This is a genomic window from Cyanobium sp. BA5m-10 (assembly GCF_024346255.1).
GTDB classification, from domain to species: Bacteria; Cyanobacteriota; Cyanobacteriia; order PCC-6307; family Cyanobiaceae; genus Cyanobium_A; species Cyanobium_A usitatum.
In genome coordinates this window covers 17,571-30,094 of record NZ_JAGQCP010000032.1, presented here as the reverse complement: position 1 = coordinate 30,094, position 12,524 = coordinate 17,571, and the positions used below count along the sequence as shown (strand labels likewise).

Annotated in this window: 15 protein-coding genes; 1 reads left to right on the top strand and 14 read right to left on the bottom strand. The window is 66.5% G+C overall.

The window, feature by feature from the left end:
• The 14 genes from KBY85_RS11205 to KBY85_RS11140 all read right to left on the bottom strand — a co-directional run.
• Positions 1-293: Gfo/Idh/MocA family protein (locus KBY85_RS11205; RefSeq protein WP_254961594.1), on the bottom strand; the 293-nt coding region annotated here is incomplete at its 3' end.
• Positions 290-694, bottom strand: a complete 405-nt coding sequence (locus KBY85_RS11200; protein WP_254961593.1) for a hypothetical protein — start codon at positions 692-694, stop codon at positions 290-292. The genes KBY85_RS11200 and KBY85_RS11205, both read right to left, overlap by 4 nt.
• Positions 691-1,566, bottom strand: a complete 876-nt coding sequence (gene accD / locus KBY85_RS11195) for an acetyl-CoA carboxylase, carboxyltransferase subunit beta (protein WP_254961592.1) — start codon at positions 1,564-1,566, stop codon at positions 691-693. Before accD ends, KBY85_RS11200 begins: the two co-directional genes overlap by 4 nt.
• A 37-nt stretch (positions 1,567-1,603) precedes the next feature.
• On the bottom strand, positions 1,604-2,449 hold the full coding sequence (locus KBY85_RS11190) for an A24 family peptidase (RefSeq protein ID WP_254961591.1): 846 nt from the start codon (positions 2,447-2,449) through the stop codon (positions 1,604-1,606).
• A 7-nt stretch (positions 2,450-2,456) separates the two neighbouring features.
• Positions 2,457-2,855, bottom strand: a complete 399-nt coding sequence (locus KBY85_RS11185) for a hypothetical protein (protein ID WP_254961590.1) — start codon at positions 2,853-2,855, stop codon at positions 2,457-2,459.
• A 5-nt stretch (positions 2,856-2,860) separates the two neighbouring features.
• The gene (locus KBY85_RS11180; RefSeq protein WP_254961589.1) at positions 2,861-3,763 is read right to left on the bottom strand and encodes a phosphoribulokinase; all 903 of its coding nucleotides are present in this window, start codon (positions 3,761-3,763) and stop codon (positions 2,861-2,863) included.
• Between the two features lie 48 nt (positions 3,764-3,811).
• A complete protein-coding gene (gene leuB / locus KBY85_RS11175; protein ID WP_254961587.1) occupies positions 3,812-4,894 on the bottom strand; it encodes a 3-isopropylmalate dehydrogenase in 1,083 nt (360 codons plus the stop codon).
• A 26-nt stretch (positions 4,895-4,920) separates the two neighbouring features.
• A complete protein-coding gene (lpxD, locus tag KBY85_RS11170; protein ID WP_254961586.1) occupies positions 4,921-5,973 on the bottom strand; it encodes a UDP-3-O-(3-hydroxymyristoyl)glucosamine N-acyltransferase in 1,053 nt (350 codons plus the stop codon).
• Between the two features lie 38 nt (positions 5,974-6,011).
• A complete protein-coding gene (proB, locus tag KBY85_RS11165) occupies positions 6,012-7,100 on the bottom strand; it encodes a glutamate 5-kinase (protein WP_254961585.1) in 1,089 nt (362 codons plus the stop codon).
• Positions 7,100-7,609, bottom strand: coding sequence for a YqeG family HAD IIIA-type phosphatase (locus KBY85_RS11160; protein WP_254961581.1), 510 nt, complete (start codon positions 7,607-7,609; stop codon positions 7,100-7,102). The genes proB and KBY85_RS11160 overlap by 1 nt, the downstream gene beginning before the upstream one ends.
• The gene (locus KBY85_RS11155; protein WP_106501587.1) at positions 7,609-8,169 is read right to left on the bottom strand and encodes a DUF3727 domain-containing protein; all 561 of its coding nucleotides are present in this window, start codon (positions 8,167-8,169) and stop codon (positions 7,609-7,611) included. The genes KBY85_RS11160 and KBY85_RS11155 overlap by 1 nt, the downstream gene beginning before the upstream one ends.
• Positions 8,170-8,188: 19 nt before the next feature.
• On the bottom strand, positions 8,189-8,680 hold the full coding sequence (gene ruvX, locus KBY85_RS11150) for a Holliday junction resolvase RuvX (RefSeq protein WP_254942299.1): 492 nt from the start codon (positions 8,678-8,680) through the stop codon (positions 8,189-8,191).
• Positions 8,677-9,765 (bottom strand): GNAT family N-acetyltransferase, encoded by a 1,089-nt coding sequence (locus KBY85_RS11145; RefSeq protein ID WP_254961580.1) that lies wholly within the window; start codon positions 9,763-9,765, stop codon positions 8,677-8,679. The genes ruvX and KBY85_RS11145 overlap by 4 nt, the downstream gene beginning before the upstream one ends.
• A 75-nt stretch (positions 9,766-9,840) precedes the next feature.
• Positions 9,841-11,037 (bottom strand): F420-0:Gamma-glutamyl ligase, encoded by a 1,197-nt coding sequence (locus KBY85_RS11140; protein ID WP_254961579.1) that lies wholly within the window; start codon positions 11,035-11,037, stop codon positions 9,841-9,843.
• Between the two features lie 94 nt (positions 11,038-11,131).
• Here KBY85_RS11140 and KBY85_RS11135 point away from each other — a divergent pair, with 94 nt between their 5' ends.
• Positions 11,132-12,514 carry a PhoH family protein gene (locus KBY85_RS11135; RefSeq protein WP_254961577.1) on the top strand — a complete coding sequence of 461 codons (1,383 nt, stop codon included), beginning with the start codon at positions 11,132-11,134 and terminating at the stop codon, positions 12,512-12,514.
• The last annotated feature ends 10 nt before the right edge of the window (positions 12,515-12,524 follow it).

Below are 12,524 nucleotides of genomic sequence, written 5' to 3'. Positions count from 1 at the left end.
GGCTTCTCCAGCAGCAGGTGCTTGCCCGCTTCCAGGGCGCGCCTGGCTAGATCAAAACGCGGCCCCGGCGGGGTGGCGATCACGATCGCCTCGACGGCCGGATTGGCCAGCAGCCCATCGAAGTCGCTGTGGCCAGGCAGTTCGGCGCTGCGGCAGGCGGCTTCCAGTCGCTCGGGGCGCGGGTGCCAGAGGGCCACCGGCTCGGTGCCGGGGCAGGCGCGCAATGCCGGTAGGTGCACGGCCTCGCCAAAGCCCAGGCCAGCAATGGCGACCTTCAGCGGGGGAGCGCTCATGAGAGGCCCTCGGCTGCGGTGGCACAAACTTCGCCGATCACGCTGCTGATCAGGTTGTCTCCCGATGCCGGCTGCCATTCAGCTCGGAACTGGGGTAGGCCGTTGATAGATGTGTCGCGGAACAGCTCCTGGCCGCAGTCGATTTCCATCACGTAGAGATCGGCGAGGGGCCTGGGTTGCTCCTCGCTGACAGGTTTTTGGAAGCGTGTCAGCACCGAAATATTGCCGCCGCGGCTGGTGCGCAGGCTGCCACCGTCCCACCATTGGCGTCCCTCGCTGGTGCTGGCCACCTCATGCCAGTCGACCGGGCCAGCCAGGGCCCTTCCAGGCGTGGCGGCCAGGATCCCCACGACCAGCAACATCAGCAGCAGGGAGTGGGCTGCCCGGCGCAGGCCGCTCATGCCGCCACCGCTTCACGGCAGCCGTGCATGGTGAGCAGGCTGGCCAGGGTTGCCTTGAATTCAGTGCGATCCACGATCGCGTCAACGAAGCCGTGGTCGCGCAGGTATTCGGCGGTTTGGAAGCCCTCGGGCAGCTTTTCGCGCAGGGTCTGCTCGATCACCCGGCGGCCGGCGAAGCCGATCAGGGCCTTGGGCTCGGCCAGGATTAAGTCGCCCAACATGGCGAAGCTGGCAGTTACACCCCCTGTGGTGGGGTAGGTGAGCAGGGGCAGGTAAAGCAGCTCTGCCTGGCGGTGCCGCTCCAGGGCGCCGGAGATCTTGGCCATCTGCATCAAGCTCAACATCCCCTCCTGCATGCGGGCACCACCGGAGGCGCAGACAATCAGCACCGGTATGCGCCGGGCGGTGGCGGTTTCGATCAGGCGGGTGAGCTTCTCTCCCACCACCGAACCCATCGACCCGCCCATGAAGCGGAAATCCATCACTCCGAGGGCCAGGGGTAAGCCACTGGTGCGGCAGATACCGGTAACCACGGCGTCGCGCAGGCCCGTGCTCTGCTGGCTATCGCGGATGCGATCGGCGTAGCTACGCCGGTCCTTGAAGGCGAGGGGGTCGGTGGGCGAGAGCCCGGTATCCATGGGCTCGAAGCTGCCCGGGTCGGCGATCAGGGCGATGCGCTCAGGGCTGTCGATGCGGTTGTGGTGGCCACATCCCTTGCAAACGCTGGCGTTAGCCACCAGGTCTTTGCGATACACCACCAAACTGCATTCCGGGCACTTGCTCCAGAGCCCATCGCCCTCCTCCGGCTCCTGGGTGACCCGCACGGTTGGGGCATTTTTCTGGCGATCCGCAAACCAGTCGAACAGCGACATGCGGCGTTTACCAACAGCTCAACCTATTTAAGGCGCTTCACCACACCAGCCCCAGCACGGTCAGCCATAGGTCGTTGCCGAGTAGCCACACGGCGGCTCCTCCAGCTGCAAGGAAGGGGCCAAAGGGAAAGGGCTGGTGCTTGCCCAGCAGGCCGCTGAGCCGGCCGATGCTGCCCAGCACCGCCCCAGCAAACACGGCCAGGATCACGGTGATGCCAAGCCCGGTGAGACCAAGCCAAGCCCCCAGCAGGGCAGCTAGTTTGGCGTCTCCCAGGCCCAGGGCTGGACGGCCGATTGCCTTGTGGGCCAAGGCACTGACCGTTTCAAAGCCAACCAGGCCAACTCCAGCGGCCACCAGATGGTGAAACAGCAGCTCTCGGCCGATTTCGTCACCTTGCTGGAAGCCGATCACTGCTGTCACCGCCAGGCCTAGTAACAGGCCAATTCGGCACAGGGGTTCGGGCAACCAGAGGCGATCGAGATCGATCAACACCAGAGGCAGCAGCCAGCTCAACAGCAGCCAGCCTGCGGCTACCAGCAGCCAGGGCTGGGGCTGGCTGCCCATGGCGCTCGGCTGGGCCAGCAGGGCCGCTACCCAGAGCCCGGCGCTAAGCAGCTCCACCAGGGGGTAGCGGCAGGAGATCGGAGCACCGCAGTGGCCACAGCGTCCCCGCAACAGCAACCAGCCCAGTAGGGGCACATTCTCAAACCAGCGCAGCCGGCTGCCGCAACGGGGGCAGTGGCTGGGTGGCAGCACGATCGATTCCTCCCGAGGCAGGCGCCAGGCCACCACATTGAGAAAGCTGCCTACGCAGGCACCAAGTAGCGCCACCACAACGGGCACGGCTGGGGAGCTGGCAAGCAGCGGAGCAAGGGCGCTCAAACGGGCCTCAGGCGAGAGGGGGAGAGGACGGTTTGCGGGGTAGACGCAGCCTGGCTGCACCGCTCCGTGCCAGGCCGCCACGGATCAAATCAATGGGCACAAATTGCTCATCGGGCAGCAGCACCGGCTGGTCGAAAACAATCCTGCCCTGCAATATTTGCTTGCCATTGAGAACCACGCCGGAGGGTTCGTGGCCGGCGTTGCCGAGCTCCAAAGACTGAAACAAAATGCGGCGAGCAGCCTGAATCACCAGGCTGCTGTTGATCTGGTCGAGACGCAATGATTTTGCGGCCTTGGTTTTGGCAGCCCCCGGAATCAAAAACGACGGGGAAGGATTCTTCGTGGGTGTGGCGAAGGAGATCGGCCTCACCAAAACCAATGGCAACCCCAGAATAGGGGTTGCCATTGCAATCAGGACAGCTTCTTCTTCTCTTCGATCATGCGATGGATGATCGGCGTAAGGATCAGCTCCATGGCGAAGCCCATTTTGCCGCCATCTACCACGATCGAGGTGGGGCTCGACATGAACGAGTCGTGGATCATGTCGAGTAGGTAGGCAAAGTCGATGCCCCACTTTTCGCGGGCCCCCTTGCGGAAGTGGATGATCACGAAGGATTCATCCGGCGTGGGGATCTCCCGGATCATGAAGGGGTTGGAGGTGTCCACCGTGGAAACCCGCTGGAAGTTGATATCGGTGAGGCTGAACTGGGGGCAGATGTGGTTGATGTAATCCGGCATGCGGCGCAGGATCGTGTCCACTGTGGCCTCGGCCGGATAGCCGCGCTCCTTGTTGTCACGAGCGATCTTCTGGATCCACTCCAAGTTCACGACCGGCACCACGCCAACGAGTAGATCAGCCAATCCGGCTACGTCGTAACCCTCGCCCTTGACGCCACCGTGCAGACCTTCGTAGAAAAGCAGGTCGGTGCCGTTGGGGATGGCTTCCCAGGGAGTGAACTGGCCGGGATCCAGGTTGGTGCCAAGCCGGGCGTTGTGCTCGGCGGCCTCTTCAACGGAGTGCAGGTAGTAGCGCTTCTGGCCACTGCCGGTTTCGCCGTAGGCCTTGAACAGCTCCTCGAGCTTCTCAAACAGGTTTGCTTCGGGGCCGAAGTGGGAGAAGTTTTCACCATTGGCCAAGGCGGTAGCCATGGCTTCCTTCATCGGCCCACGCTCGTAGCGGTGGTAGCTGTCGCCCTCCACCACTGCAGGTGTGATTCCTTCGCGCTTAAAAATGTGCTCGAAGGCGCGTTTGACAGTGCTGGTGCCTGCGCCGGAGGAACCGGTGACAGAAACAACCGGGTGACGCTTCGACATGCGCAGGAATCAACGAAACTGACCGCGAGTTTGGCAGGTCGCCGGCGCCTACCCCGCCAGGGCAGCTAGCAGCTGCTCTCCCATGGCGCGGCAGCCCAGCTGGGTGCAGCCCTCGCTCATCAGGTCGCCGGTGCGGTAGCCAGCGGCCAGCACCCGGTCGACGGCGGTTTCTAGGGCGGTGGCAGCGGCGTCTTGCTGCAGGCCGACCCGCAGCATCATGGCGGCGCTGAGCACCATTGCCATCGGGTTTGCCTTGTCCTGGCGGGCGATGTCGGGGGCGGAGCCATGGATCGGCTCAAACAGGCCAGGCCCGCTGGACCCCAGGGAGGCGGAGGGCAGCATGCCGATCGAGCCGCTCAACATGGCTGCCTCATCACTGAGGATATCGCCGAAGAGGTTGCTGGTGAGCAGCACGTCGAATTGGCGGGGATTGCGCACCAGCTGCATTGCGGCGTTATCAACGTACATATGGCTGAGTTCCACCGCCGGGTAGTCGGCCGCCATGGCGGTGACCTGGTCGCGCCAGAGCTGGCTCACATCGAGCACGTTGGCCTTGTCCACGCTGCAAAGCCGGCCGCTCCTGGCCACGGCCAACTCGAATGCCACCTTGGCGATGCGCTCGATCTCGTCGTCGAAGTAGGCCATGGTGTTGAAGGCCCGCACCCGACCCTCAGCCTCGACGCGTCCCTTGGGGGTGCCGAAATACACGCCGCCGGTTAGCTCGCGCACCACCATCAGATCCACCCCTTCGATCACCTCGCGCTTGAGGGTGGAGGCATCGATCAGGGCCGGGATGATCTTCACCGGCCGCAGGTTGGCGAACAGGCCCAGAGCTGATCTCAGCCCCAGCAGGCCCGATTCAGGGCGCTGCTCCCGGGGCAGGCTGTCGTATTGGGGCGAGCCGATGGCGGCGAGCAGCACCGCATCGGCGGACTTGCAGGCCTCGAGGGTGCTGATGGGCAGGGGCTCGCCGGTGGCGTCAATGGCAACGCCGCCCATGGGATGCACGTCGTAGACGAGGCTGAAGCCATGGCTGCTGCTGACCTCATCCAGCAGCTGGCGGGCTACCGCCATGATTTCCGGGCCGATGCCGTCGCCGGGAAGCAGGGTGATCCGGTAGCTGGTCGTCATTGGGGGGTGGGGCGCCGCCGGCGAGGCTAGGGCTTGGCCTGCTTCTCCAGCTGCCGCAGGGCTTTGGCTAGCTCAGGCAGCTTGTTAAATATGGCTGAGCTGCGCAGCCAGAGGCGGTTGGAGATGGCCGGATAGCCGCTCACTACCTCGCCGGCTGCCACCTCGCCATGCACCCCGGATTTGGAGCTGGCGATGGCTCGGTCGCCCATCACGGCCTTGTTTGCCAGCCCCACCTGGCCCGCCAAAATCACGCCATTGCCGAGGCGGGCCCCGCCGGCGATGCCCACCTGGGCCGCCAGGGCGCAGCCCTTGCCGGTGCTGACGCCATGGCCGATATGCACCAGGTTGTCGATCTTGGTGCCGGCGCCGATGCGGGTTTCACCTACTGAGGGTCGGTCGATGGTGCTGCCGCAACCCACCTCAACCCCCTCCTCCAGAACTACCTGGCCGGTCTGGGGCATCTTGCGCCAGCCATTGGCGGTGGGTACGAAGCCAAAGCCCTCGCTGCCCACCACGGCATTGGAGTGCACGACGCAGCCCCGGCCCAGGCGGCTGCCGGGGTGCAGAACGGCACCGGCGTGCAGCTCGCAGTCGTCACCGATCTGCACGTCTTCGTAGAGAACCACCTGGGGGTGGATTACGCAGCTGGCGCCGATCTGCACGTTGGCGCCGATCACGACCAGGGGGCCTAGGTGGGATCCCATGCCAACTACCGCGCTTGGATCGACCACTGCACTGGGGTGGATGCCAGCGGCGGGCTGGCGGCGGGGGTGGAGAGCAGCGAGGGCCTCGGCAAATGCCAGGCGTGGATCAGCAAGGGCGATCCAGGCCAGGCCCCGCTCCTGGGCCAGCTGCTGCAGGGCTGCGGCCTCGTCGCCGCGGGCTGGCAGCAGGATGGCTCCGGCGTTGCTGCCGGCCAGGGCAGCAGCTAGGGCGTTGCCTGGTTCCAGAAAAGTGAGCTGATCAGCCTGGGCCTGATCTAGGGCTGCCGCCCCGTGTAGCTCGGGGTCGTCAGCGAGATGCCGCAGGCTGGCATCCGTAACTTCGCTGAGCTGGCTGAGCAGTTCGCTGAAGCGCATGCCAGGGAAGAGAAGCGGGGCGAATCGTAGGTCCGGCCTTAACAGCTGGTGAGCACCAGCTGGTCGCGGTGCACCACCTCAACGCCGGAGCTGCCCATCAGCTCTCGCAGCTCCGTGCTGCTAAGGCTGGCCAGACCCCGGCCCAGTTCGCGCCCATCACTGGCCAGCAGGCGCACCGCCTCGCGGCGCTCGAAATCGCCAACCACCGCTTGCACTCCCACGGCCAGCAGGGATGCTCCCTGCTGGGTTAGGGCCCTCTCGGCGCCGGCATCTAGCTGCAGGCTGCCCTTGGGCAGGAGCGCGTGGGCCAGCCAGCCCTTGCGGTCGGGAAGGGGGGTGGGGCTGGGCTGGAACAGGGTGCCGACCCGCTCGCCGGCCAGTAGGGCATCGAGCACGGCGGGGTCACGGCCGTCAGCCAGGCGCACCCGGATGCCGCTGGAGGTGGCGATGCGGGCTGCAGTGAGTTTGGTGGTCATGCCGCCAGTGCCCCACTGCCCTCCACCGCTGGCCACCGATTGCAGGCTGTCGAGCTCGGCCAGGCTGGCCACCTCCTCGATCGGCCGGGCCTCGGCATCGCTGCGGGGGTCGCCTGAATAAAGACTGTCCACGTCGGTGAGCAGCACCAGCTCATCGGCGCCTATCGCCACTGCCACCAGGGCCGAGAGGGTGTCGTTGTCGCCGAAGCGCAGTTCGTCGGTGGCCAGGGTGTCGTTTTCGTTGACCACCGGCACCACTCCCCAGGCAAGCAGCTGCTCGAGGGTGCGGCAGGCGTTCTGGTAGCGGCGGCGGGAGGCCAGATCGCCGCGGGTCAGCAGCACCTGGGCTACCGCCAGCCCACGCACGGCGAAAGCGTCTTGGTAGAGGGCCATCAGCCGGCCCTGGCCCACGGCGGCGGCGGCCTGGAGGGCCACCACTTCGCTGGGGCGCTGCCCCAGGCCAAGGGCTTCGCAGCCCAGACCCACGGCCCCACTGGTAACCAGGGCGATGGTCTCGCCCTGGCGCCGTTGGCGGCTGAGACTGGCAGCCAGATCGGAGATCACCACTGCCGTTGGACGGCCGGCGCTGCCCCGTAGCAGGCTGGTGCCCACCTTGATCACTCGGCGCATGGAGTGGGATGGGGTTGCCATCAGCCCAGGCTGGTGCCCACCCAGTTAGCCAGGCGCAGCTCCAGTTTTTGGAGCCGATCCCGCTTGCAGGGGTGGCCTTGGGGATCGATCGGTTTCACCAGCACTGTGAACAAGCCAAGCCGGTTGCCGGCGATTACGTCCGTAAACAGTCGGTCACCGATCAGGGCGACCTCCTGGTGGGGCAGGTTGAGCTCGGCCAGCACCCGACGCAGGGCGCTGCGGCGTGGTTTGCCGGCGGAAATTGTGTAGGGCAGGTCGAGCTGGGCCGCCACTGCTCCGATCCGCTGGCGGGAGGGGTTGTTGCTGAATAGGTGGATAGGCACCTGCTGCCGCGCCTGCTGCAGCCAGCGCAGGGCGCTGGCTGGCAGCTCCGCCTGGCGGCGGGGCAGCAAGGTGCGATCGACATCGAGCACTAGGGCCCGGATCGGTTGGTCGAGCAGCTCCTGCAGGGGCAGCTCGGCCAGGGTGCACTCCCGCAGCCAGTTAGGGCGCAGCAGCTGGCGCAGCATCAGTCGTCGCCCTCGCGCTCTTCCAATTCAGCCTCGATTCGGGGCTGTACCCGCTCAAACTCCTCCCCTTCCACGAGCAAGGCGCCGTCGCCATTCATGCGGGCCACCACGAAGAAGGGATCTAGGGGGATGTACAACCCGTATTCCAGATCGTCTACGAGGAAGCTCACCAGCAACTCGTAGGTCTCGGAGTCGTCATCAGCGTCTTCGTCGTCATCGAGCTCATCGGGTTCGGGCTCGTCCAGTTCGCCGCTAACGGTGAGGGTGACGGCAGAGCGCACCAGGGTGAGGTCGTGCTCCTGCAGCACCACATCGGCAACCGACAGGATCGGCTCGGTGGCATCGATGGTGTCGATCAGTTCTGGGTCTTCGTCGCCGTCGAGGCGGAACAGGCAGACAGGGGTGTCGACCGGGGTGAGCAGCACGTAGTCGTGGCCATCGAGGGGGATCAGCTGCTCGAGGAAGCAGAGCAGCTGGCGGCCGCGGCTGTCGTGCACGAGCACGGTGGGCACATCGGCGGGGATCTCCGAGCTGGACTGGGAAGGGGGTTCGGAACTCATGGGCTGGAATTGGATCTCTTCAGGATGCTGCAGCGTCGGCCGTCTGGCAGCGTTCGATGGTCGCCGGGAGCACCGGATCGGGGCCGTCTTGCAGCCATTGTTCGAGCAGCAGGGCCGCGGCGGCGCTGTCGAGGGCACCGCTGCGGTCGCCGTGAAGCCCGTGGCGCTCGCCGGCGGCCCAGGTGCTGGCATGCTCGTTTACCCAGGCCAGGGGTAGCTGCAGCCGGCGGGCCAGGCGCTCGCCATAGCGCTGGCAGTGCAGGGCCTGGGCGGTGAGCTGCCCAGCCGCATCTAGCGGCAGGCCCACCACCAGGGCCAGCACCCGCCGCTGCTGCACCAGGGTGTTCAGATGCTCTAGGTCGCTGGCGAAGGAGCCCCGAGCCAGGGCCCGCAGGGGGGTAACGGTGAGGCCGAGGGGGTCACAGCCCGCCAGGCCGATGCGCCGTCGCCCAACGTCGAGGGCCAGCACTGAGCGGGGCTGCGGGGCGCTTCGTGATCGCGTCGCGCTCACAACGGCGGGGCCAGGGGCGTTGGGGTGGGCAGGGGGCGGCGGCGGGGTTGCCACTGCTCCAGCAAGGCATCGATTCGCTGGGCGGCCCGTGCCGGGGCCTGCAGCCCTTGACGCCGCCAGACGCTGCGCGCCATCAGCACCCGCTCGCCTTGCTCCTGAGCTCCCAGGTCAGCCAGCCAGCGCTGGCGAGATTCGTCGCGCAAGTCACAGCGCAGCCAGAGGGGTTCGCCGGCGCCGAGGCCGGCTTGGGCCTGGTGCAGCAGCAATTCGGTGGCAGCGCCCACCAGGTGTTCCCAGCCGGGATGGACACTCAGCTCCACATCGTGACCGCCGCCTGGGTGCTCGCCGCTCCAGCGCACGGCTGCCACCGCCTGCTCCCGGCTGGGATCCACCAACATCCAGCCACGGCCGTGGCTCTGGTCGAGCAGATCTTCGACGCGGCGATCCAGCAGCTGACGCAATTGGGCCGGGCAGGCGGCCTGCTCCAGGTGCCAAAGCAGGGTGGCGCTGCGGCGGTTGAGGGGTGTGAGCTGCAGCTCTGCCGGTGCGGGGCTGCTGGCCGAGATAGGGCCGCCGCCGGCAGGGGCGCCAGGCCAACACCAGAGCCGGTCGCTGCGCAAGGGCTGAAAGCCCTGCTCGCGCAGCATGGCCAGGCGGGTGTCATCGAGGGTGGAGGCCGCAGCAATCCAGCTGGCCGCTCCCCGGGCCCGCTGGATTGCTGCTCGCAGCAAGGTGCTGGCCAGTTCATGGCGGGCGGCGCTCGGGGCCAGGCGCAGGTGCTGCATCTGCCAGCAACTGCCACTGCGGTTGAGCCGGCGGCAGATGATCAGCCCGAGCGGCTTCTGGCCGCTGAGAGCCACCAGCACCTGGGGCGCGAGCGAGGGCCTAGCCAGAAGCGCCTGCATAAGCCGCTCGGGCAGGCCCAGCAGCACAGCCCGCTGCAGCACCGGTTGCAGGGGCAGAAAGGCGGGATCGGTGAGTAGGGGTAGGTGCCAGCCAGCCAGGGTTTCGAGCCGCCAGCTATCAGGCCCCGGAGGCTCGGGTGGTGCTGGAAGGGCAGAGGGCGGCTGCAGGATCCCGAGCATGGGGGCGTTACCAGTCAGCCGGGTAGACCAACTGTATCGGCGCCAGAGTTGGTTGCGGCTTGGCTGGGCTGGGGCTCAGCTGGGGCGCACCAGCACCAATGGGGTGCGCTCGTTGGCATTACCAGCCGGGTTGGGACGCAGGGCCCGCTCCAGCAGGGCTTCATCGCAGCCGGGGCTGGAGGCCAGCACCTTGACCCGGCCCAGATCGTTGACATCTACCACCGCCACGGCCACGCTCAAGGAGCGGGCCATGGCGGCGCAGAAGGCGGCGGGCTGTTGGGGCCCGAGCACAATCGTTTGGTCGTAGGGGGGTGTGGTGCCGGTGATGTCGTCGATCAGGCGAGCCTGGTCGCCGGCAAGGCGATAAAACCAGCCCTTACTGCCCAACAGTTTCAGGGCCAGGCCAATCAGCCAGGCGCCCAGCACCTGGGCCGGACCGACCACATCGATCAAGGACTGCAGGCCGCAGGCGGTGGCCAGGGAGCTGGTGGGGTGGAAGCCACGACAGAGCAGCCGGGCCAGGGCGCTGGGTTGAACGGTGGCCGGGTGGTGATAGCGACCCTGCATCACCGCCAGGGGGGTTTCGCCGATGGTGAGCACATCGCCGGGCTGGATCAGCTCGCCGGCGTAGCGGCGCAGCACAGCTTCAGGATCGTCGAGCACGCCGAGCAGGTGGGTGCCAACTGGCAGCACGCGGCAGCGGTCGCCGTCGCGCCAGCGCGCTGCCTCCGGCGAGATTGGAGTGGGTTGCTGCAGCGGCACCAGCACGCCATCGCGGCGATGGAGGCGGCCGAAGGGGCCGTAGTTGACCCAGAGAATTTCCAGCCAGAGGGTGTCGAGCAGCTGGTCTAGGGACTGGCCCGGGGCGCCGTTCAGGCTGATCTGGATGCGGGCGCTGGTGCTCTTGCGCCCCTTGACTATGTAGGCGGCCCAGTAGCCATCAGGGCGGGATTCCTCATCCGGATGCAGCGCCTCGATCCGACTCGACACCGTGACGCCTGCCAGGTCGCCCCGACCCAGCAAGGTGGGCCGCAGCTCGATCTCCGGCACCATCACCTCCATGCGTTGGTGGGGGTTGTGGATCGTCACCATGCCGGAGACGGTGAGGCCATCGCTGCCGGCTTCGACGCGGAAGTCTTCAGCGCGCAGCCGCAGCGGCGAGGCGGGGCGCAGGCGATGGCGAACCTCCAGCACTACCAGGGTGAGGCCCAGCAGCAGGGCCAGCACCAGCAAGAGCTTGAGCAGAACCAGGGCGGCAAGCGAGGAGGCCATGGACGAAGGCGCCAATTGCGACGAGGCACGAATCGACGGAGCGTAAATGGCCTAGTGGTCTTAATTTCGCGCCATCACGGAATTGGTGATCGGCATGCGCAAGACCTTCGTGCTCGACACAAACGTGCTGCTGCACGATCCGGCAGCCCTGACCCGCTTTGAAGACAACAACATCCTGATCCCGATCGAGGTGGTCGAGGAGATCGACCGCTTCAAGCGGGATCCAGCTGAAAAGGGACGCAATGCCCGCCAGGTATCGCGGCTGCTGGACGCTCTGCGCGCCCATGGCAACTTGGCCGATGGGGTGCCCAATGGCGAACAGGGCGGCACGCTCAAGGTGGTGTTTTGCCGGGCCGAAACCCTCAGCCAGCTGCCGCCCGAGCTCAAGGGCGGCAGCGGCGACAACAACATCCTGGCGGTGGCCCTTGAGGAGCAGCGCCTGCAGGCGGTGCTGGGTAGCCAGCCGCCGGTGGTGCTCGTTACCAAGGACACAAACCTGCGCATCAAGGCTGATGCGGTGGGCTTGATCGCCCAGGACTACACCAGCGATCGGGTTGACATCGGCGACCTATACCCCGGCTTCTGTGAGGTGTGGGTGGATGCGGAGCAGATGGATCGGGTCAAGCTGCCGCCAGGTCTGGTGGTGGAGGGCCTGGTGCTGGAGGCGCCGCTGCAGGCCAATGAGGGTGTGACCCTGATCGATCGGGCCCAGCCGGCCCACACCCTGCTGGCTCGCTACAACGCCGCCACCGCCAGCCTGCAGCCGCTGCAGCGAGCGCCCAAGGCCAAGCTCGGCCGCATCCAGCCCCGCAACCGGGAGCAGACATTTGCCCTTGATCTGCTGCTGGATCCCAGCATCCAGCTGATCACCCTGGTGGGCAAGGCCGGCACCGGTAAAACCCTGCTCGCCCTGGCCGCTGGGCTGCACCAGGTGGCCGATGAGCGGCTCTACGAGCGCCTGCTGGTGACCCGCCCGGTGATTTCCCTCGGCAAGGAGATCGGCTTTCTGCCAGGCGATCTGGACGAAAAAATGGGTCCCTGGATGCAACCAATTATCGACAACCTCGACTTTCTGCTCGGCGGCAGTGAGGAGGAGGGGCGGGGTGCTGCTCGGGCTGCTGGCAGTCACCGCGGGCCGCGCAGCAATTGGACCGACCTCAAGGGCATGGGCCTGCTCGAGGTGGAGGCGATCAGCTATATCCGCGGTCGTTCAATTCCGCGCCAATTCATGGTGGTGGACGAGGCCCAGAACCTCACCCCCCATGAGGTGAAGACGATCGTGACTCGGGTGGGCGAGGGCACCAAAATTGTGCTCACCGGGGATCCCTACCAGATCGACAATCCCTATGTGGATGCTGAAAGCAACGGCCTCACTTGGCTGGTGGAGCGCTTCAAGGGCCAGCGGCTCGCCGGCCACGTGACCCTGCTGCGGGGTGAGCGCAGTGAACTGGCCGAGCTGGCTGCAAATTTGCTATAGCGCGGCCAGT

Bases quoted from the DNA above. Each gene is read 5' to 3' on its own strand.
- KBY85_RS11200 (WP_254961593.1), bottom strand. From the start codon at position 694: ATGAGCGGCCTGCGCCGGGCAGCCCACTCCCTGCTGCTGATGTTGCTG.
- accD (WP_254961592.1), bottom strand. From the start codon at position 1,566: ATGTCGCTGTTCGACTGGTTTGCGGATCGCCAGAAAAATGCCCCAACC.
- KBY85_RS11185 (WP_254961590.1), bottom strand. From the start codon at position 2,855: ATGGCAACCCCTATTCTGGGGTTGCCATTGGTTTTGGTGAGGCCGATC.
- KBY85_RS11180 (WP_254961589.1), bottom strand. From the start codon at position 3,763: ATGTCGAAGCGTCACCCGGTTGTTTCTGTCACCGGTTCCTCCGGCGCA.
- leuB (WP_254961587.1), bottom strand. From the start codon at position 4,894: ATGACGACCAGCTACCGGATCACCCTGCTTCCCGGCGACGGCATCGGC.
- lpxD (WP_254961586.1), bottom strand. From the start codon at position 5,973: ATGCGCTTCAGCGAACTGCTCAGCCAGCTCAGCGAAGTTACGGATGCC.
- proB (WP_254961585.1), bottom strand. From the start codon at position 7,100: ATGGCAACCCCATCCCACTCCATGCGCCGAGTGATCAAGGTGGGCACC.
- KBY85_RS11160 (WP_254961581.1), bottom strand. From the start codon at position 7,609: ATGCTGCGCCAGCTGCTGCGCCCTAACTGGCTGCGGGAGTGCACCCTG.
- KBY85_RS11155 (WP_106501587.1), bottom strand. From the start codon at position 8,169: ATGAGTTCCGAACCCCCTTCCCAGTCCAGCTCGGAGATCCCCGCCGAT.
- KBY85_RS11145 (WP_254961580.1), bottom strand. From the start codon at position 9,765: ATGCTCGGGATCCTGCAGCCGCCCTCTGCCCTTCCAGCACCACCCGAG.
- KBY85_RS11140 (WP_254961579.1), bottom strand. From the start codon at position 11,037: ATGGCCTCCTCGCTTGCCGCCCTGGTTCTGCTCAAGCTCTTGCTGGTG.
- KBY85_RS11135 (WP_254961577.1), top strand. From the start codon at position 11,132: ATGCGCAAGACCTTCGTGCTCGACACAAACGTGCTGCTGCACGATCCG.